The sequence below is a fragment of the Proteiniborus ethanoligenes genome, from assembly GCF_900107485.1.
Classification (GTDB): Bacteria; Bacillota; Clostridia; order Tissierellales; family Proteiniboraceae; genus Proteiniborus; species Proteiniborus ethanoligenes.
In genome coordinates this window covers 50,616-70,729 of the sequence record NZ_FNQE01000005.1, presented here as the reverse complement: position 1 = coordinate 70,729, position 20,114 = coordinate 50,616, and the positions used below count along the sequence as shown (strand labels likewise).

The 20,114-nt window shown below is 33.9% G+C and carries 19 protein-coding genes; 17 read left to right on the top strand and 2 right to left on the bottom strand.

Annotated elements, in window-relative coordinates:
- Window positions 1-24: 24 nt before the first annotated feature.
- The 17 genes from spoIIR to BLV37_RS03285 all read left to right on the top strand — a co-directional run bounded on the left by spoIIR (window position 25) and on the right by BLV37_RS03285 (window position 18,623).
- Window positions 25-699, top strand: a complete 675-nt coding sequence (gene spoIIR / locus BLV37_RS03365; protein ID WP_091727270.1) for a stage II sporulation protein R — start codon at window positions 25-27, stop codon at window positions 697-699.
- Between the two features lie 114 nt (window positions 700-813).
- Entirely contained in the window at window positions 814-1,533 is a 720-nt protein-coding gene (sleB, locus tag BLV37_RS03360; RefSeq protein ID WP_280140104.1) for a spore cortex-lytic enzyme, read from the top strand.
- A 14-nt stretch (window positions 1,534-1,547) separates the two neighbouring features.
- Window positions 1,548-2,915, top strand: a complete 1,368-nt coding sequence (gene ypeB, locus BLV37_RS03355) for a germination protein YpeB (protein WP_091727268.1) — start codon at window positions 1,548-1,550, stop codon at window positions 2,913-2,915.
- A 104-nt stretch (window positions 2,916-3,019) separates the two neighbouring features.
- A complete protein-coding gene (murI, locus tag BLV37_RS03350; protein WP_091727265.1) occupies window positions 3,020-3,826 on the top strand; it encodes a glutamate racemase in 807 nt (268 codons plus the stop codon).
- 11 nt (window positions 3,827-3,837) lie between these two features.
- Complete coding sequence (locus tag BLV37_RS03345) at window positions 3,838-4,254, top strand: YwiB family protein (protein WP_091727263.1); 417 nt, start codon at window positions 3,838-3,840, stop codon at window positions 4,252-4,254.
- Window positions 4,255-4,361: 107 nt separating this feature from the next.
- Window positions 4,362-5,777: a sigma-54 interaction domain-containing protein gene (locus tag BLV37_RS03340; RefSeq protein ID WP_091727260.1), complete on the top strand. Its 1,416-nt coding sequence runs from the start codon at window positions 4,362-4,364 to the stop codon at window positions 5,775-5,777.
- A gap of 312 nt (window positions 5,778-6,089) precedes the next feature.
- Window positions 6,090-7,127: an L-erythro-3,5-diaminohexanoate dehydrogenase gene (gene kdd, locus BLV37_RS03335; protein WP_091727257.1), complete on the top strand. Its 1,038-nt coding sequence runs from the start codon at window positions 6,090-6,092 to the stop codon at window positions 7,125-7,127.
- A gap of 310 nt (window positions 7,128-7,437) precedes the next feature.
- Entirely contained in the window at window positions 7,438-8,697 is a 1,260-nt protein-coding gene (kamA, locus tag BLV37_RS03330; RefSeq protein WP_091727254.1) for a lysine 2,3-aminomutase, read from the top strand.
- Between the two features lie 36 nt (window positions 8,698-8,733).
- On the top strand, window positions 8,734-9,768 hold the full coding sequence (kamB, locus tag BLV37_RS03325; RefSeq protein WP_091727252.1) for a lysine 5,6-aminomutase reactivase subunit KamB: 1,035 nt from the start codon (window positions 8,734-8,736) through the stop codon (window positions 9,766-9,768).
- A 1-nt stretch (window position 9,769) separates the two neighbouring features.
- The gene (kamC, locus tag BLV37_RS03320) at window positions 9,770-11,416 is read left to right on the top strand and encodes a lysine 5,6-aminomutase reactivase ATPase KamC (RefSeq protein ID WP_091727249.1); all 1,647 of its coding nucleotides are present in this window, start codon (window positions 9,770-9,772) and stop codon (window positions 11,414-11,416) included.
- A 297-nt stretch (window positions 11,417-11,713) separates the two neighbouring features.
- Window positions 11,714-13,294 carry a lysine 5,6-aminomutase subunit alpha gene (kamD, locus tag BLV37_RS03315; protein WP_091727245.1) on the top strand — a complete coding sequence of 527 codons (1,581 nt, stop codon included), beginning with the start codon at window positions 11,714-11,716 and terminating at the stop codon, window positions 13,292-13,294.
- Window positions 13,295-13,374: 80 nt separating this feature from the next.
- The gene (kamE, locus tag BLV37_RS03310; protein ID WP_091727242.1) at window positions 13,375-14,133 is read left to right on the top strand and encodes a lysine 5,6-aminomutase subunit beta; all 759 of its coding nucleotides are present in this window, start codon (window positions 13,375-13,377) and stop codon (window positions 14,131-14,133) included.
- A gap of 240 nt (window positions 14,134-14,373) precedes the next feature.
- Window positions 14,374-14,931: an RNA polymerase sigma factor gene (locus tag BLV37_RS03305; RefSeq protein WP_176967847.1), complete on the top strand. Its 558-nt coding sequence runs from the start codon at window positions 14,374-14,376 to the stop codon at window positions 14,929-14,931.
- The gene (locus BLV37_RS03300) at window positions 14,921-15,490 is read left to right on the top strand and encodes a hypothetical protein (protein ID WP_091727237.1); all 570 of its coding nucleotides are present in this window, start codon (window positions 14,921-14,923) and stop codon (window positions 15,488-15,490) included. The genes BLV37_RS03305 and BLV37_RS03300 overlap by 11 nt, the downstream gene beginning before the upstream one ends.
- A gap of 1 nt (window position 15,491) precedes the next feature.
- The gene (locus tag BLV37_RS03295; RefSeq protein ID WP_091727234.1) at window positions 15,492-16,025 is read left to right on the top strand and encodes a DUF4358 domain-containing protein; all 534 of its coding nucleotides are present in this window, start codon (window positions 15,492-15,494) and stop codon (window positions 16,023-16,025) included.
- 51 nt (window positions 16,026-16,076) lie between these two features.
- On the top strand, window positions 16,077-17,483 hold the full coding sequence (locus BLV37_RS03290; RefSeq protein ID WP_091727232.1) for an MBOAT family O-acyltransferase: 1,407 nt from the start codon (window positions 16,077-16,079) through the stop codon (window positions 17,481-17,483).
- Between the two features lie 9 nt (window positions 17,484-17,492).
- Complete coding sequence (locus BLV37_RS03285) at window positions 17,493-18,623, top strand: DHHW family protein (RefSeq protein WP_091727230.1); 1,131 nt, start codon at window positions 17,493-17,495, stop codon at window positions 18,621-18,623.
- An 84-nt stretch (window positions 18,624-18,707) separates the two neighbouring features.
- Here BLV37_RS03285 and nagB read toward each other — a convergent pair whose 3' ends face one another.
- Entirely contained in the window at window positions 18,708-19,433 is a 726-nt protein-coding gene (gene nagB, locus BLV37_RS03280) for a glucosamine-6-phosphate deaminase (protein WP_091727227.1), read from the bottom strand.
- Between the two features lie 79 nt (window positions 19,434-19,512).
- On the bottom strand, window positions 19,513-20,082 hold the full coding sequence (locus BLV37_RS03275; protein ID WP_091727225.1) for an S-layer homology domain-containing protein: 570 nt from the start codon (window positions 20,080-20,082) through the stop codon (window positions 19,513-19,515).
- Between the last annotated feature and the right edge of the window lie 32 nt (window positions 20,083-20,114).

The window sequence follows — 20,114 nt, the reverse complement described above, 5'->3', positions numbered from 1 at the left end:
ACAACTAACTAAGGAGTGAAAACTGTGAACTCTAAAAATAGTAAATACAAAAAATTACTAATAAGTCTAATAATATTAATCCTATCTATAGGACTTGTATATGCAAAAGGCTTAGAAAGAAGTAGTGAAACATATAAGAATAAGCTAATAAGATTACATGTAGTAGCTAACAGTGATTCTAAAGAGGACCAAGATCTAAAGCTTAAGGTAAGAGATGAGATAATTGCTCAAATGAATGATAGTCTAAAAAATTCAGATTCAATAGATACAACTAGAAAAATAGTATCTGAAAACATAGATAATATAAAGTACATAGCACTTAAAGAGGTAAAAGCAAACAATAAAGAATATGAAGTAGCAGTATGGTTAGATAATTTCAATTTCCCAACAAAATCCTATGGTGATTTTACATTGCCAGCAGGAGAGTATCAGGCTCTAAAGGTAGTCATAGGAGAAGGGAAAGGACAAAACTGGTGGTGTGTCATGTTTCCGCCACTATGCTTTATAGATATAACAAATGGCTTAACTACTAATACAACAATAGAAGAGTTAAAAAAAGCTTTATCCGAGGAAGAATTTAAAAGCATATTAAATGCAAAGGAAGAAGAAGCACCAATATTATTGAAATCAAAATTAGTCGAACTGTATGAAAAAGGGAAAATACAATTTGCTAAGATATTCGTAGCTGACAAGCAATAAATGTTTGTCAGCTTTTTCATTTTATGTCCTAAAAACATTGTATAAATATGAGCATTTTTACAGAAGATAAAATAACTGAAATAAATAATCATAACATAGGAAGGGAGGATAAAATTGAAAAAAGCAGTTCTATATTTAAGTATATTTATATTAGTAGCATTTGTAGGTGGTACTCTATATGTAAACCAAAGGATGTATTCAGCACAAGCAAAAGAGTCTGCAATGCTACAGCCACAGACAAGAACATTGTACTGGGGCTCTCGAGGAGAAGATGTAAGGAAAGTACAATCAAAGCTTTCTCAATGGGGATACTATTTTGACAACGTAGATGGAATATATGGACCTTCCACATACAGAGCAGTAAGAAGGTTTCAAAGAGCAAATGGATTAACAGAGGATGGAGTAGTAGGCCCTGCTACTGCTAAGGCAATAGGAATCTCACTGACTACAGCAGAAGCACCTGCAAGCACAGGGCTTAGCAGAGAAGGAGATGTATATTTAATAGCAAAAGCAATACACGGAGAGGCAAGGGGAGAGCCATATGTAGGAAAGGTTGCAGTAGGAGCAGTCATATTAAACAGAGTGAAGCATCCTTCGTTTCCCAATACAATAGCAGGGGTTATATACCAGCCGTTAGCATTTACAGCAGTTGCTGACGGACAAATAAACCTAGAGCCTGATAAAGATTCAATAAAAGCAGCAAGGGATTCAATCAACGGATGGGATCCTACCTATGGCTGTAGATATTATTGGAATCCTGTAACAGCCACAAGCAAATGGATATGGTCAAGACAAGTAATTATCAAAATAGGTAAGCACTGGTTTGGAAATTAGGGAGGTGATTATAATTGAATAGAAATAGAATAACCTCAGCAATATTAGCAATAGCTCTCTTAGCTGTAGGCGTGTGGGGAACCTATCAATATCAACTCAAAAATGAATATAAAACAGCTTTAAACAATGATTATCAAAGACTTTTCTATGATACTAAGGCCCATATAGCAAATGTTCAAGTAGCACTATCTAAGGCATTGCTATCAGACTCAAAAGAACAAAACATACTCCTAATGACACAAATAATGCAGCAGGCTAATATGGCCCAAGATAAATTATCTCAAATGCCAGTAAGCCATAGTGATATAAGTAAAACACAAAAGTACTTAACACAAGTAGCAGATTATAGCTATGCATTGGTTGATCAGCATTTAGAGGGCAAAGATTTAGACAGCAAACAGAGAGAAGCATTATTTAAGCTACAGGATTATTCTGCTTATCTAACCAGGGAGATGTCGTCACTCCATGATAAAATAATGAAGGGTGAGGTTACTTTAAGCAGAGTAGAGCAAGGAGAGAGAAAAGGCTTAAGAAAAGCAAATGAAAACATGTTAAACACTAGCTTGGTAAAGCTTGAAGAAGAAATGACAAAATATCCTGAGCTAATATATGATGGCCCATTTTCAGACCAGGTTATGAACATGAAGCCTAAAGGTTTAGGAGAGAAAAAGGTTACTGTAGAAGAAGCAAAAATAATAGCCCAAAACTTTCTTGGAGACAAACAGACATGGAAGCTAACCTTGTTTGAGGAAGGAGAGCATATAGATAAGGTTGCAACTATACCATCTCATACATTTATCATATCAACAGAAAATAGTAGAGACGGAGCTGGCTCTTATATTAGTGTAAGCAAACAAGGAGGTCAGGTAGTATGGATGGTAAATCCAAGGAGCGTAAGCAGGATAAGTCTTTCCATGAAGCAAGGACAGGACAGAGCACTGAAATTCTTAGAAGAAAAAGGCTACAAGGGAATGGAACCAAATTACTCTCTAAGATATGATGGTACAGCTTTATTTAACTTCGCTTACTCAGAAGGAGATGTTACAGTATATCCAGATTTAATAAAGGTTAAGGTAGCCCTTGATAATGGTGAGATAGTAGGCTTTGATGCAGCTACATACTTACATGCTCACCACAAAAGAGACATACCAAAGGCTGCTATTACACAAGAGGAAGCCAGAGGTAAAGTAAGATTAGACTTTGATATAGATAGTGTAAGGCTTGCTATAATTCCAAAGGGAGGGTCAAAGGAAGTATTATGCTACGAATTCAAAGGCAAATATAAAGGCAGCGATTATATAGTGTATATAAATGCATTGGAAGGAAAAGAGGAAAAGATACTCCAAATAATACAAGATGAAAATGGAACATTAACATTTTAAATCAGAGAATAATAGCTTCTCTGATTTTTTTGTTAGCCTTTTCATTTTTTATGTCATATAATATACTTAATATAAAATAAGACATAGAATCAAGGAGGCAAATCATGGATAATAGACCAATAGGAATATTCGATTCAGGCATAGGAGGACTTACAGTACTAAAAGAGATATCAGAACAGCTTCCTCATGAGAATATAATATATTTTGGTGACACAGCTAGGATACCATATGGAACAAAATCTAAAGAAACAGTAATTAAGTATGCATTTCAATGTATAAAATTTTTACTTAGCAAGGATGTAAAGGCAATAGTTATAGCCTGTAATACAGCAAGTGCATTGGCATATGAAGAAGCATTAAAGGAATTTAAAGTTCCTATACTAGGAGTTATACAACCAGGGGCTAGGGCTACAAATTCTACTACAAGAAACAATAAAATTGGTGTAATAGGCACTACTTCAACCATAAATAGCTATGCTTACCAAAACTCTATTAGAGCTCTCAATAAAAATGCAGAAGTAATAGGAGTGGCATGTCCTCTATTTGTGCAAATAGTAGAGGATGGATGGGAAGATACTGATGTAGCTATGATAACCGCAGAAAAGTACCTTTTGGAATTAAAGGAGCATGAAATAGATACATTAGTGCTGGGCTGTACTCATTATCCAATACTAAGATATACCCTATCAAAGGTAGTGGGAGAAAAGGTGTCATTAGTGAACCCTGCTTTTGAAACAGCAAAGGAAATAAAAAGCCTATTGAAACAAAAGGATTTATTATCAGATAAAATGGAGAAGCCAGTATACAAGTACTTTGTAAGTGATGACCCGGAAAAGTTCAGAAGAATTGGTGGCAACATAATGAACAAGAATATATTAAGTATAGAAAAGGTAGATATAGAGAACCTATAGGAGGCAATTTTATGAAGGATGTAATGCTTAAGATTAAAGGTAAGCAGAAAAGCTTAGAAGGAGAAGAAAGCGTAATAGAGCTTATAACAGAAGGAAAGTTCTACAATAAAAATGGAGCATACTATTTAGTATATGATGAATCAGAAATATCAGGCATGGAAGGCTCTACTACAACTCTTAAAATACAAGGACAAAAAGTATCCATGAAAAGATTTGGAAATAATACCTCAAAACTCATATTCGAAAAAGGGAAAAAGCATGTATCCGAATACGAGACCATGTATGGTGACATGACCATGGAGGTTATGACAAATGATTTGGATATTAACATTTCTGAAGCAGGAAAAGGAAGTATAGACCTTTCATATAGACTCAATATCTTAGACTCCTTAGAAAGTAATAATCATCTCACAATAGATATAATGTAATTGTAGCTGTTCGTTCTTAGTTCCTAGTTCTTATCTAACAACTAAGAACTAATTCCACAGCCCAATTTTAAGCACTAAGAGCCTAAAATTAAGCGGGAGGTATTTTAATGATAGAATCCTTTCTCAAAGAAAACATTGTAGAGATATTAGATAATATTCAAGAAGGCATACACATAATAGACCATACAGGAAAAATAATATACTATAATACATTTGCACTAAAGCTAGATGAAATAGATAGAGAGAAAGCCATTGGCAGGCACATACTTGAAATATATCCATCCTTATCCCATGATACAAGCACTCTCCTGAAAGTGATTAGAACAGGTCAACCCATATACAATGTAGAGCAAACCTTTATTAATTACAAAGGAGACAAAATAACCACCATAAATTCATCTATGCCCTTAAAATCAAAAGGACGTATAGTGGGAGCCTTAGAAATATCTAGAGATATTACAGAAGTAAGAAAGCTATCTGAAAAAATAGTAGATTTACAAAAGGAGCTATATATTACTGAGAACAAATTGAAACCCAAAAACCAAGGAACAGCTAGCTTTACCTTTGCGGACATTATAGGACAAAACACAGAAATGCTTAGGATAAAGTCTCTTGCCTTAAAGGCTGCAGGCACATCTTCCCCAGTTCTCATATATGGAGAAACAGGAACGGGAAAGGAGCTATTTGTCCAATCTATACACAATGCTAGCCCAAGAAGGAGCAAGCCCTTCATAGCACAAAATTGTGCTGCTCTGCCAAGTAATCTATTAGAAGGTATTCTTTTTGGCACAGCAAGAGGAGGCTTTACAGGAGCAGAGGACAGACCTGGACTATTTGAAGTAGCAGATGGAGGAACCCTACTATTAGATGAGATAAACTCAATGCCTCTAGACCTTCAAGCGAAGCTTTTAAGGGTCATACAAGATGGTTCCATAAGAAGAGTAGGACAGGTGAAGACAACCTTAGTAGATGTGAGAATAATAGCTGCTACAAATATACCGCCAGAAAAGGCTATAAAAGAAAATCTTCTTAGAAGAGATCTCTATTATAGATTAAATGTAGTTTCTATAAACATTCCAGAATTAAAAGATAGACCTGATGATATCCCCATATTGGCAAACCATTTTGTCAACAAGTACAATAGAATTCTAGGGAAAAATGTGAATAAAATAGATTCTGAAGTTATGAATCTGTTGATAAATTTCTCTTGGCCTGGAAACGTTAGAGAGCTAGAGCATTTAATAGAAGGCATAATGACCTTATACGACACAGATACTATAAAGCTTCAACATACAATAGGCACAGTTCTTTTCGGGAATCAAGCTGAACAAGGGAATTATCAAGGGGATGATTCTTATATGGGAAAATCCCTAAAGGAAACTATAGAGCAAACTGAAAAAACACTTATTCATAAAGCACTTCTATCCACAGATTGGAATATAACAAAAACAGCAGAGGAGCTAGACATTCCTAGGCAAACACTACAGTATAAGATTAAGAAATACAAACTTTTTAGTATTTAGTTCTTAGCTCTTAGTTGTTAGTTCTTAGCTAACAACTAACAACTAAAATTATGCCCAAAAATCGGCACACAAACTGAAGTATGAGACAAGAATATTGTTTATTTAATCTCGTGCTTCAGTTTTTTTATGTTCAAATAGCCTAAAATAGACATTAGGAATATAGAGCAATTATTTGCATTAAATGGCATAAGTATTGCATAATAATATCTATGGACTATATAGAGTAAGGCATTTATGTATTTTTCTTAAAACAAACGTTTTCATAACTAAATTCATCAATTATTTAACAATCTATTAAGGGAGGAATTATTAATGAAAAAAGGATGTCCATACGGAACACACAGAGTTATTGAGCCAAAGGGAGTATTACCTCAGCCAGCACTTAAAATTGACAATGACATGGAGATTTACGACAATGAAATACTTATAGACGTACAAACGCTTAATATTGATTCAGCAAGCTTTACACAAATAAAAGAAGAAGCCCAAGGCGATATAGAAAAAATCAAAGAAATCATGAAAAACATCGTAGCCACAAGAGGAAAGCACCAGAACCCTGTAACAGGCTCAGGGGGTATGCTCATAGGTACAGTTGAAAAAATAGGACCTGCACTAGAAGGAAAGACAGATTTAAAAGTAGGAGATAAAATAGCCACACTAGTTTCACTATCACTTACACCACTCAGGATAGATGAATTCCTAGAAACCAGAAAAGATATAGACCAAGTAGATATAAAAGGAAAAGCAATATTATTTCAAAGTGGAATATATGCAGTATTACCAAAGGATTTACCAGAAAACCTAGCATTATCAGTTCTTGACGTTGCAGGAGCACCAGCACAGGCTGCAAAGCTAGTAAAGCCTGGAGACTATGTAGTGGTCATAGGAGGAACAGGAAAATCAGGTATGCTTTGCTTGTACGAAGCAAAGAAAAGAGTTGGAGTAACAGGAAAAGTTATATGTGTAGGGAGTACAGATAAAAGCGTAGCCAGAGCTAAAGGAGCTAATTTAGCAGATGAATATATTAAAGTAGATGCAACAGATGCCCTAGCATTACACGACAAAGTTAAAGAGCTCACAAACGGAAGAATGGCAGATGTAACTATAAACTGTGTCAACATACCAAATACAGAAATGACAAGTATATTATCAACAAAAAATGAAGGACTTATTTACTTCTTTAGCATGGCAACCAGCTTTACAAAAGCAGCCCTTGGAGCAGAAGGCGTAGGCAAGGACGTAACCATGATAGTAGGAAATGGCTATACAAAAGGTCATGCAGAAATAGCACTACAGATAATGAGAGAAAGCGAAACTCTAAGAAAGATTTACGAAGAACTGTACGGTTAAGGAACGGTAGGGGAACGATAGTTTAACAATAGTTTAACGATAGTGTAACGATAGTTTAACAATAGTGTAACGATAGTTTAACGATTGTTTAACGGTAGTTTAACGATTGTTTAACGGTAGTTTAACGATTGTTTAACGGTAGTTTAACGATTGTTTAACGGTAGTTTAACGATTGTTTAACGATTGTTTAACGATTGTTTAACGATTGTTTAACGATTGTTTAACTACTGTTCAACTACTGCTCAACTACTGTTCAACTACTGCTCAACCACTGTTTAACTACTGTTCAATAAATAAAGGAGGTTATCAAGTGAGATCCTATAAAGATATAGAACTGTGGAAAAATGTTACCCAAGAAGAATGGGATGATTGGAAATGGCAGGTTAGAAATAGAATAACAACAGTAGAAGGATTAAAACAGATAATTAACCTTGAAGGAAAAGAAGAAAAGAATATAGAAGAAACCCTAAAGAAGTTTAGAATGGGAATAACACCCTACTATGCCTCATTGATGGATGATAACGACCCTGATTGTCCCGTTAGAAAGCAAGCCATACCTACAATCATGGAAACCCACCTAGGCTCTGCAGACATGGAAGACCCATTACATGAAGACGCGGATTCACCAGTGCCAGGACTTACTCACAGATATCCAGACCGAGTCCTTATGCTAATTACAGATCAATGCTCCATGTACTGTAGGCATTGTACTAGAAGAAGATTTGCAGGTCAGCATGACTCAGCTATGGGTATGGATAGAATAGAAGCATCTATAGAATATATTAAAAACACACCAGAGGTAAGAGATGTATTACTTTCTGGAGGAGATGCTCTATTAGTATCAGATGAAAGATTAGAAACCATAATAAAAAAATTAAGAGAAATACCACATGTAGAGATTATAAGAATAGGCACAAGAACTCCTGTAGTATTGCCTCAGAGAATAACAGATGATTTAGTAAATATGCTTAAAAAATATCATCCAATATGGCTCAACACTCACTTCAACCATTCAAAGGAAATAACAGAGGAATCAAAAAAAGCCATAGGAAAATTAGCAGATGCAGGTATACCACTAGGCAATCAATCAGTACTATTAAGAGGAGTCAATGACTGCGTTCACATAATGAGGGAGCTAGTCCTTAACCTAGTTAAAATAAGAGTAAGACCCTATTATATATATCAATGTGACCTTTCTATGGGAATAGAACATTTTAGAACTCCTGTATCAAAGGGAATAGAAATAATAGAAGGCTTAAGGGGACATATATCAGGCTATGCAGTACCTACCTTCGTAGTAGATGCACCAGGGGGAGGAGGAAAAACGCCTGTAATGCCTAATTATGTAATATCTATGTCTCCAAATAAAGTAGTTCTAAGAAACTTTGAAGGAGTTATCACCACATATACAGAGCCAGAAAGCTACACAGACCATTGCAGCTGTCCAGTATGCACAGGAGAAAGAGAGCATAGGATAACAGGAGTAGCGGGACTGCTTCAAGGAAATGAGATATCCCTAGAACCAATACAGCTAGAACGTAGAGATAGGGCAGTAAAGGATAGAAAATAATCCACAAGTGACACAGAATGACGAAAGGAGAAAAACATGTCTTTAATTGAACTAATATACCCACAATACAAAATAATATCAATAGTAGGCATGGCAAAAAACTCAGGAAAAACTGTAGCCTTAAATAGCATAATCCAGGAGGCTATAGAAAACTCAATTATCCTAGGTCTTACTTCAACAGGTAGAGACGGAGAAAGCCAAGATATAGTTACAAACACAGACAAGCCACCAATTTATGTAGAAGAAGGTACTTTTATAGCAACAGCCTCAGAAACCCTAGAGCTAGGCGATGCAAAAATAGAGATTCTACAGGTTACAGATATAGATACTCCTTTAGGAAAAATAGTCATAGGAAAAGTAAAAGACAGGGGATATCTTCAAATAGCAGGACCACAGACTAATAGAGGAATAAAAAAAGTTGCAGATATAATGCTTGAATTAGGAGCACAGCTAGTGCTAATAGACGGGGCAATAAATAGATTAGCATCAGCCTCTCCCTCTGTATCTGAAGGAGTGGTATTGGCTACAGGTGCAGTATTAAGCAGAGATATAAACAAGGTAATGGAAGAAACACTCCATACAGTAGAATTATTTAGCTTACCAGAAGTTAAAGACAATAAAGTAAAAGCTATTGCAGAAGAGCTTATAGAGCAAAATGCAGTAGCTCTCATAGATAATGAATATAATACAATAATTCTAGATATTAAAACAGCCTTAAACAGTGGAGCTACCATAGGGCAAAGTATAGATGACAATATGAAATATATAGTCTTTCCAGGCTCATTAGTAAAAAAAACAGTGGAGGACATAATAAAGACCACAGAGAAGTACAAACAGGTCACATTTATTGTTAAGGATGGGACAAAAATATTCATAGAGCCTAGAGATTGGCAAATATTTAAGAAAAAAGGTATAAACATAAAAGCTCTAGAAAGCATTAATACAATCCTACTAACCTTAAACCCATATTCTCCAGAAGGCTACTATTTTCAACAGGATATATTCCTATCTAGAATGAGAGAATATATAAAAGACATACCTGTATTAGACCTGATGTACGGAGGTGGATAGCTTGAATAAGTTCATAGATATAAATACATCAGAAAGCATAGGCTTAGACTATGTAATAGGAAAGCTAAGGACAATAACTCCATATGGTAAAGACCTTAAGGATAATATGAAGCCCTTTAAAATAGGAGAAGAGGAATTATTAATAGAGGAATTAGACCAAATAGAGGTTCTTGTAAAGCTAATAAATGAAAATAGGTATTTCTTTAAAAACATAAAAAGTATATTAAGCAATATTAAAGATATAAGGAATTCAATATCTAGAGCTACAGATGGATATATATTAAGTAATGTAGAGCTATATGAAGTAAAAGGATTTATATTAACATTAGTGGAGCTTACAGAAGAGCTTAAAATCATAGAAAAACAGCTTCATAGCACCATAAAGCCTTATAAAATACCAGAGCTAGAAAAACTATTAGACCCACAAAACACTAAGGTTAGAGCATTTTATATATATGATGATTATTCTCAAGAACTAAAAGCTATTAGGGAAAGCAAAAAAGAAATAGACAACAAACTAAAACTAGAAACGAAAAATCTAAAAGAAAAAATAGAAAAAGATTTAAATATAAAAATAAGACCAGATAACACAATTACAATTTCAAAATCTAACAAAGAAATGCTGAATAAAGCTAACAACAGCCCTTATCTTATTTATAACTCAGAAACCTATATGGACATTAAATATTCATTAAAATATACATTAGATATGTGTGAATGGGAAAATGCACTTTCAATCATAAAAGAAAAAGAAGAAAAAGAAGAAGAAAATATTAGAAAAGAACTATCAAGAGGAATAGGAAGCCATCAGGAGGATATAAATAAAAACATAAAGGCTATAGGAAAACTAGACTTAAGCCTGTCAAAGGCTTATATGGCAATAGATACAAATAGCATAAGACCTACAATACAGGTAAATCATATAGTAAACATAATAAATGGAAGACATATAGAGGTAGAAGATATTCTAAGGTCTAAAGAAATGGTATTTACACCCATTAGCATAAAGCTTCATGAAGGTGTTTCATGTATTACAGGAGCAAATATGGGTGGGAAGACAGTATCTCTAAAGCTAATAGGTCTATTATGTGCCATGGCCCAATATGGACTCCTTGTACCTTGTGACAGTATGGAAATTGGACTTCATGGATTTATATATGGCTCTATAGGAGATATGCAGTCTACAGATAAAGGCTTAAGCACCTTTGGTTCAGAAATAAATAGTATAAAAGAAGGAATAGAAAAGGCAGATAAAAGAGGACTTATATTAATAGATGAATTAGCACGAGGAACAAATCCAGAAGAAGGCTATGCCATATCAAAGGCTATAGTAAATTACCTAAAAAACAAAAAGAGCATAACACTAATAACTACTCACTATGACAATATAGCAGCCTCAGAGGGTATACAGCATTACCAAGTAATAGGGCTTTCAAATATAGACTATGAAGAGCTAAAAGCTAATCTACAATCAAAAGGAACTAGCATGGAGCTAATAAGCGGATACATGGACTATAGACTAGCAAAGGTAACCCAAGAAACTAAAGTTCCCAGAGACGCCATAAACATAGCCAAACTCATGGGACTAGATCAGGGTATAATAGAAGATGCGGAGAGAATACTTTTTGGAACAGTAGTTGAACAGTAGTTGAGCAGTAGTTGAACAGTAGTTGAACAGTAGTTGAACAGTAGTTGAGCAGTAGTTGAACAGTAGTTGAACAGTAGTTGAACAGTAGTTGAACAGTAGTTAAACTATCGTTAAACAATCGTTAAACAATCGTTAAACTACCGTTACACAATCGTTAAACAATCGTTAAACAATCGTTAAACAATCGTTAAACTACCGTTACACTATCGTTAAACTACCGTTACACTATCGTTAAACTACCGTTCCACTATCGTTCCACCATCGTTCCACCATCGTTATAAGCAAAGGAGGCAAAAAATGAATAGCAAGCTTAATTTAAATCCACAAATAATAGAAAACGCCAGAAACGCAGCAGCAAGCATTGCAGAAGATGTCCAAGAGTTCATAGATAGACATACTACAGTATCTGTAGAACGTACCATAGCCAGACTACTAGGCATAGACGGCGTAGATGAAATAGAAAGACCACTTCCAAACATAATAGTAGAAAATATAAAAGAAGGCGGAGGCTTATCTCTAGGAGTAGCATACTGGCTAGGAAATGCAATGTTACAAACAGGAGAAGACCCACAAACCATAGGGGAAAAAGTATCCAGAGGAGAGCTAAACCTTACAAAGCTTCCAATAGGGGAAGAAAATAGAATAAGAGAAAAAATAGATGAAATAGCTCAAATCACAGTAAACAAAATAAAAGAAAATAGAAAGACAAGAGAGAATTATATAAAAACTCTAGGCGAAGGACCACAGCCATATATCTATGTAATAGTAGCTACAGGCAACATATATGAAGACGTAGTCCAAGCACAAGCTGCAGTTAGGCAAGGAGCAGACATAATAGCAGTCATTAGAACTACAGCACAGAGCTTACTTGATTATGTACCTTATGGGGCAACTACAGAGGGCTTCGGAGGAACATATGCTACTCAAGAAAACTTCAAAATAATGAGAAAGGCCCTTGACGAGGTAGGAGAAGAGGTAGGTAGATACATAAGATTATGTAACTACTGCTCAGGCCTATGTATGCCAGAAATAGCAGCTATAGGAGCACTTGAAAGATTAGATGTAATGTTAAATGATGCATTATATGGCATACTGTTTAGAGATATAAACATGCAAAGAACCTTAGTAGATCAGTACTTTTCCAGAATAATAAACGGCTTTGCAGGAGTCATTATTAACACAGGAGAGGATAACTACCTAACTACAGCGGATGCAGTAGAGGAAGCACATACAGTATTAGCATCTCAGTTTATGAACGAACAATTTGCAAAAAAAGCAGGAATACGGGAAGAGCAAATGGGATTAGGCCACGCATTTGAAATGGCACCAGATATCGAGAACGGCTTCCTTTATGAGCTAGCACAAGCACAGATGGCTAGAGAAATATTCCCAAAAGCACCACTTAAATATATGCCACCAACAAAATTCATGACAGGAAATATATTTAAAGGACATTTACAAAATGCAATGTTTAATCTGGTATCAATATGGACAAATCAAGGCATACAGCTACTAGGTATGCTAACAGAAGCAATCCACACTCCACATATGCACGACAGAGCACTTTCCATAGAAAATGCAAAATATATATTTAATAACGCAAAGGATATAGGAGAAGAGGTAAGCTTCAAAGAAGGAGGTATTATCCAAACAAGAGCACAGGAAGTCCTTAAGAATGCAGAGGAGCTACTTTTGGAAATTGAAAAAGAAGGACTATTTTCCACCATAGAAAAAGGTAAATTCGCATCCATTAAAAGAGCTAGAAATGGTGGCAAAGGACTAGAAGGTGTAGTTGGAAAAGATAAAAAATATTTTAATCCATTTATAGAAAAAATGCTAAATAAGAATTTTTATAATAGTAGCGGTACAATAGTTTAACAATTGTTCAACTTTCAACTAACAACTAACAACTAACCGTGTTTAAAGCTATCTAGTAAAAACGATAGGAGGCAAAATTAATGGACAAAGTTCAAAAAGTAGACCTGACAAAAATTAAGCCCTATGGAGATACATTAAATGATGGCATGGTTCAGCTTTCTTTCACACTACCAGTACCCTACGGGGAAGAGGCAAAGGAAGCAGCTAGAATATTAGCAGGACAAATGGGCTTTGAGGAGCCAAATGTAGTCCATTCATCTAATTTAGGCAAAGGATATACCCATTTCATAGTATATGGTAAAAGCACACATACAATAGATTTCACAAAAATTGAAGTTCCGAAGGTGGAAGTAGATTCTATGACTATGGAGGAAGTAGAAGAGTATATAAGAGGGAATATAAAAAGAGAAGTAACAATAGTAGGAGCCTGTACAGGTACAGATGCTCACACAGTAGGCATAGATGCTATAATGAATATGAAGGGCTATGCAGGGCACTTTGGATTAGAAAGATATAAAATGGTGAGGGCAATAAATATGGGAAGCCAGGTTCCGAACGAAGAGCTAGTAGCCAAAGCCATAGAGGAAAAGGCAGATGCCATATTGGTATCTCAAGTAGTTACACAAAAAAATGTCCACATTCCAAACCTAACACAGCTAGTAGAACTACTAGAGGCAGAAGGAATAAGAGATAAAATAGTCCTATGCTGTGGTGGTCCTAGAATAAACCATGAACTAGCAAAGGAGCTAGGCTACGACGCAGGCTTCGGCACAGGCTCCTATGCTAATGATGTAGCTTCATTTATAGTGACAGAAATAGTGAAACGAAACCTTATATAAAATAGATAATCCTTGAAGGAACATTAGTAAACAAGGACAATATAATCCTATCTAATTAGATAGGATTATATATTTTCTGGTGATATCTAAGTGTTACTAATAATCTATAAAAGCATTAACTATGCTGTATAATAGAGGCTCTTTAAATTTAAAAATACAAATAAGAAAAAGAAAAAATAAAAAAATTGTAACTTTTTTAATTCTCATTCGAATAATTAGTAGAGATAGATGGAGGCCCCTATGATTGATGAAAAACAACTTTATAGAGATTTTTTAAATGGTAGCATAAAAGCCTTTGAAGCTCTTGTATTAGAGTATAAGGACAATCTAATATACTTTATTTCAAGATATACAGGTGGAGATTTGTCAACAGCAGAAGATATTGCTCAAGATGTTTTTGCTCATGTATATGTTTATAAGGAAAAGTATGACTTTAATTACTCATTTAAAACATATATTTTCAGAATTGGCAAAAACAAGGCTATTGATTTCATGAGAAAACAGTCAAGGCTTAGTTTTAATGCCTATGATGAGGCACTTGAAATGAGCAGTGATTACAAAACTATTGAAGACAAAATAATAAAAACTGAGGAAAAGCTCTTGATATATGATAGTTTTAAAAAACTTAAGCCTGAATATCAAAGAGCCTTATATCTTTATGTTTTTGAAGAGCTATCATATAAAGAAATTGCTAAGGTGATGGGTAAGTCACTACCACAGATTAAAATACTCATCCATAGAGCTAGGAACTTTATTAAAACTTTAATGAAAGAGGAGGTTAAGGATAATGAAGAATGATGCAGAGTTTTTGAAAGGCGTGTATGCAAAGGCAGAAGCTCTTTCAAAGGAAAAAGAAAAGTATAAATACAATAAGTATATTAAGTATTCATCAGTAGCTGCATTATTTATATTAATTCCAATTTTGTTATTGCAAAACATAATAAATAATAACGAGCCTTCTCCTATAGAACAACCTTCTCCAATAAGCCAGCCTAGAACAACGTCTTTTGGTAATATAGATTATAGCTTCTCTAACGCAGAATATATACTAAAAGGAAGTGTTGTCTCTAAAACAAGTGATGATGACTATGTAGAACTTAAGTTATCAATAGATGAGAAACTATTTGGCAATGACATTAATAATGAAATAATAGCCTATGGCTCAAAAGAAATAGTGAATTTTTTATCTGATGGTACAGACGTGGTAGTTTTCTTATATGAACAAGATGGTGACTACTTTATATTCAATGATAGTGAGGGCATACTAATCGAACATCTCCCAAACACCTATATTGATATATTTGGTAACGAATATTCAATAGAAGATATTACTAAAAACATAGACAGGAGTAGATAAAATGAAAAGATTTTTAATTTTAATATTGGTAGGAATAATGTTAACAGGGGTATTAGCAGGTTGTGCAGGAAAACAAAGTGTAAGAAAAGATGTTGAGCTTAGCGAAGTTCTTAATGCAGTAAAAGCAGAGCTAGGAGAGGATTATTATCCAAATAGAGATATGGAATTGTCAGAGGTTAAAGATTTTACAGGCTTGAGTGATGATCAAATTGAAGAATTTATAGCTCAAGTTCCAATGATTAGCGTGGGAGTAGACACATTTATTGCTATAAAAGCAACAGAAGGCAATGGAGATGCAGTATACAAAGGTCTAGAAAAATACAGGACTTACTTAGTTGAAGAATCACTTCAATACCCAATGAATTTACCTAAGGTAAATGCAGCAAAGGTAGTTCAAAACGGTGATTATTCATTCTTTATTATGCTAGGAAGGTATAATGATGAGATTGAAGATGCAGAAAGTGACGAGGCAAGAGAATTTGCTGAATCAGAAGTTGCAAGGATTGAAAAAGTCATAGGTGAATTTTTTAAATAATTAACTTATCTAGTCTGGTTTAACCAGACTAGAATTTTATGGAGGAGAATCGTGGTATTTAGCAGCATATTATTCTTATTCTATTTTTTACCATTAGTTTTAATAACTTATTTCATATCAGGAAAAAGGTATAGAAACCTTATATTATTTTTATTTAGTTTGTTTTTCTATGGATGGGGAGAACCTAAATATATTTGGCTTATGCTGTTTTCAACAATAGTTGATTATACATGCGGTAAAAACATCCACACAAATATACTAAACCATAATAAAAATAGAGCAAAGCTATGGCTATTTGCTTCAATATTTATAAATATTGGCTTGTTATCATTTTTCAAATATGCAGATTTTATAATTTCAAACATAAATAGTGTTTTTGGCAGTAGTATTCCACTATTATATTTGCCTTTGCCAATAGGAATATCTTTTTATACCTTTCAAACAATGTCCTACTCAATAGATGTTTACAGAGGTGAAGCAGAGATTCAAGAGGATATTATTTCTTTTGGCAGCTATGTAACACTTTTCCCACAACTAATAGCAGGACCTATAGTAAGATACATGACTATTGCAAAGGAACTAAAAGATAGAACCATTAACTCGGAAAAGTTCAGTTACGGAATCACAAGGTTTATAATTGGACTAGGTAAAAAGGTCCTCATAGCAAATAATGTGGGGTTGATATGGGAAAGCATATCTAAGATGGAAATAAGCTCCTTACCTATTATGGCGGCTTGGCTAGGGATTATAGCCTATGCTTTTCAAATTTATTTTGATTTTTCAGCTTATTCTGATATGGCAATAGGATTAGGAAAAATGTTTGGATTTAATTTTCTAGAAAATTTTGATTATCCATATATGTCTAATTCAATTACAGAGTTTTGGAGAAGGTGGCATATTTCATTAGGAACTTGGTTTAAGGAATATGTATATATTCCTTTAGGAGGCAACAAGAAGGGCTTATTAAAACAGCTTAGAAATATAACGGTTGTGTGGCTACTAACAGGTATTTGGCATGGAGCAAGCTGGAACTTTGTTGTTTGGGGCTTGTATTTTGGAATAATACTAATCTTAGAAAAAGCCTTTTTATTAAAAATTATAGAAAGAATTCCTACTATATTTAAAAGACTCTATACTATTGTATTAATACTAATATCATGGACAATTTTTGCACAGGACAATATAATTACAGGACTATCATATATCAAGGCCATGTTTAACACTGATAATATGATTATTAATGATACTACAATTTACATCTTATATACTAATATTATTCTCCTTTTAATAGCCATTATTGGCTCAACTAATTATCCAAAGAAATTATGGGAAAAGTATAGAAAACAATTTAAAAGCTTATGGATAATAGAAAATATTTATATTGTAGTGGTTTTGCTTTTATCAACAGCATACCTTGTTGACCAAAGCTATAACCCTTTCTTATACTTTAGATTTTAGGAGCGGGACATGAAAAATAAGATTAGAATCATAATAGTTAGTTTAATTGTAATTACTTTTTCAACTATAAACATCTTGATGCCTATTCAATCCTTTTCAAGTCAAGAAAATAGGTATCTTCAAAAAATACCAGATTTTAATGTCAAAAACATATTGTCTGGCAAATATTCTAGTGATTTTGAAAAATACACAACAGACCAATTTCCATATAGAGATTTTTGGATAAAAGTAAAGACAGGAACTGATTTAATAATGCTAAAAAAAGACAATGGCAGAGTGTATTTTGGGAAAGAAGAGCTTTTATTTGATGTTGATTCTGATTTTGACCAAGACCAATTTGCCAAAAACATGAGCTATATTAACAATTTTATTAGCAAAATCCATCAACTAAATAAGGATATAAAAGTTGGAGCAGTTTTAATTCCTTCTAAAGGAATAGTATATTCAGAATCATTGCCAGAATATGCACCCATAATTGATGAGTATAAAATAATGGAAGATATTATAAAGTCTCTTCCCGAGGATTTTTATGTAGTAGATTTAATAAAGGTCCTTAAGGAAAAATCTAATGAATACATTTACTATAGGACAGATCATCATTGGACTACAAAGGGTGCTTACTATGGCTACAAAGCTTTGTCTAATGCCTTAGGATATAAACCCTATTCTGAAAACAAATTTAAAATTGAAAAGGTTTCTGAAGATTTTCTAGGTACTATTTATAGAAAAGCAAACCTATATACAGGGAAACCAGATTCCATTTATAAATACACATTTCCTGAGGATGTACAATATAAAATTACTATAAATGAAAGCATGGAAACAGAAAGCTTATATGATGAGAGCTATCTTAATAAGACTGATAAATACTCATATTTCTTAGGTGGAGATTACGGAGTAGTAAATATAGAGACATCTATAAAAAATGGAAAATCCATAGTGATAATTAAGGATTCATATGCCAATAGTCTTTTGCCTTTTTTATCCTTACATTATGAAAAAATTGTTTTGATAGATACAAGATATTTTAGGGAAAGCATACCAGAATATATTAAAAATATAAATGTTGATGATATATTATTTGCTTTTAATATTCAAAATTTTTCTCAGTTTAAAACCTTCAATCTTCTAAATAGATAGAGATTCAATGGCATTATATAAAAAGACATACCCCTTTCTCATTTCAAGGGGTATGTCTTTTATATAATGTTTCCATTAGACCTTTTATAATCTACTAGCCGCTTCCTTATCAGCTATAATGACCACATCAGGATGAAGCTGAAGAATAGAGGCAGGTACTTTTGGAGTAATTGGGCCCTTAACAGTATCGTAAATAGCATCGGCCTTTTCTTCTCCACTAGCAAGCAGTACTATTTTCTTAGCTCTTAGAATAGAGCCTATTCCCATGCTAATGGCCCTTGTAGGCACCTCGTCTATAGAAGCAAAAAATCTAGAGTTAGCTTCAATAGTATCCTCATCTAGCTGTACAAGATGAGTGTTAAGTTGGAAGGAGTCACTAGGCTCATTGAAGCCTATATGTCCATTTCTACCTATACCAAGCAATTGAAGATCTATTCCGCCAGATTCTTTTATTTTTCTTTCATAATCAGCACATTCTCTCTCGATATTCTCACACATTCCGTCAGGTATATGAACATTGTCCTCATCAATATCTACATGATTGAATAAGTTCATATACATATAATAGTTGTAGCTTTGATTGTTGTTTTTTGAAAGTCCATAGTATTCGTCTAAGTTAAAGGAAGTTATCTCAGAAAAGCTAATTATACCTATTTTATAAAGACGGACTAACTCCTCATATGTGCCTAAGGGAGTACTACCAGTAGCTAAACCTAAAACACTATTAGGCTTAAGCACCATTTGGCTTGCAATAATATTGGCAGCCTTATTTTTCATTTCATTATAGTCATTTACAACTAGTATTCTCACAAAATACGCCTCCCAAAATGGTCGTTAATTCATTACAACTAATATATTACCCAGATTAGTTAAATTAAAAACAAGGATTTTATCTATTTATTTTCACCACAAGGCTTTTATCTATATATAGCATAATATCTCCTCTTAATGCAGGAGATTTAATATCAAAACCGGCTCCAAGGTCCATTTTAAGCTCCTTAGCCTTATCCACATAGTTATCAGGCCATGCTTTGTTTTTATCAATAGTACCTTCATATCCAAGTAGTCTAACTAAAACAGTTAAGATTTCGGCATGAGTTATATTGCCTTGAGGATCAAAGGTGCCATCGCCACGTCCTACAATAAGACCTTCCTTTACAGCAATATTCACATAACCTGCAGACCAACGTTCTTTTTTAACATCACTAAATATAGAATCCTGCTTATATTTATCTACTTCATTTTGCTTGTTCATTAATCTAACAACTATAGTAGCAAATTGCTCCCTAGTCAAATTACCCTCCAGGCCTAAGGACCCATCCTCAAATCCTGTAATTATTCCCATAGCAACTAATCTTTCTGCTGCTTCTAATTTTTGTGTATCTGTATTTTTAGCAAAAACCAGCCCACCAAAGGCTAATACAAACACTAAAACTAGAATAGTAGTTTTCTTTAGCATAATATAATCTCTCCCTAGTAATCAATTTGTTA

Bases quoted from the DNA above. Each gene is read 5' to 3' on its own strand.
- murI (WP_091727265.1), top strand. From the start codon at position 3,020: ATGGATAATAGACCAATAGGAATATTCGATTCAGGCATAGGAGGACTT.
- BLV37_RS03345 (WP_091727263.1), top strand. From the start codon at position 3,838: ATGAAGGATGTAATGCTTAAGATTAAAGGTAAGCAGAAAAGCTTAGAA.
- BLV37_RS03340 (WP_091727260.1), top strand. From the start codon at position 4,362: ATGATAGAATCCTTTCTCAAAGAAAACATTGTAGAGATATTAGATAAT.
- kdd (WP_091727257.1), top strand. From the start codon at position 6,090: ATGAAAAAAGGATGTCCATACGGAACACACAGAGTTATTGAGCCAAAG.
- kamB (WP_091727252.1), top strand. From the start codon at position 8,734: ATGTCTTTAATTGAACTAATATACCCACAATACAAAATAATATCAATA.
- kamD (WP_091727245.1), top strand. From the start codon at position 11,714: ATGAATAGCAAGCTTAATTTAAATCCACAAATAATAGAAAACGCCAGA.
- kamE (WP_091727242.1), top strand. From the start codon at position 13,375: ATGGACAAAGTTCAAAAAGTAGACCTGACAAAAATTAAGCCCTATGGA.
- BLV37_RS03305 (WP_176967847.1), top strand. From the start codon at position 14,374: ATGATTGATGAAAAACAACTTTATAGAGATTTTTTAAATGGTAGCATA.
- BLV37_RS03300 (WP_091727237.1), top strand. From the start codon at position 14,921: ATGAAGAATGATGCAGAGTTTTTGAAAGGCGTGTATGCAAAGGCAGAA.
- BLV37_RS03295 (WP_091727234.1), top strand. From the start codon at position 15,492: ATGAAAAGATTTTTAATTTTAATATTGGTAGGAATAATGTTAACAGGG.
- BLV37_RS03285 (WP_091727230.1), top strand. From the start codon at position 17,493: ATGAAAAATAAGATTAGAATCATAATAGTTAGTTTAATTGTAATTACT.
- BLV37_RS03275 (WP_091727225.1), bottom strand. From the start codon at position 20,082: ATGCTAAAGAAAACTACTATTCTAGTTTTAGTGTTTGTATTAGCCTTT.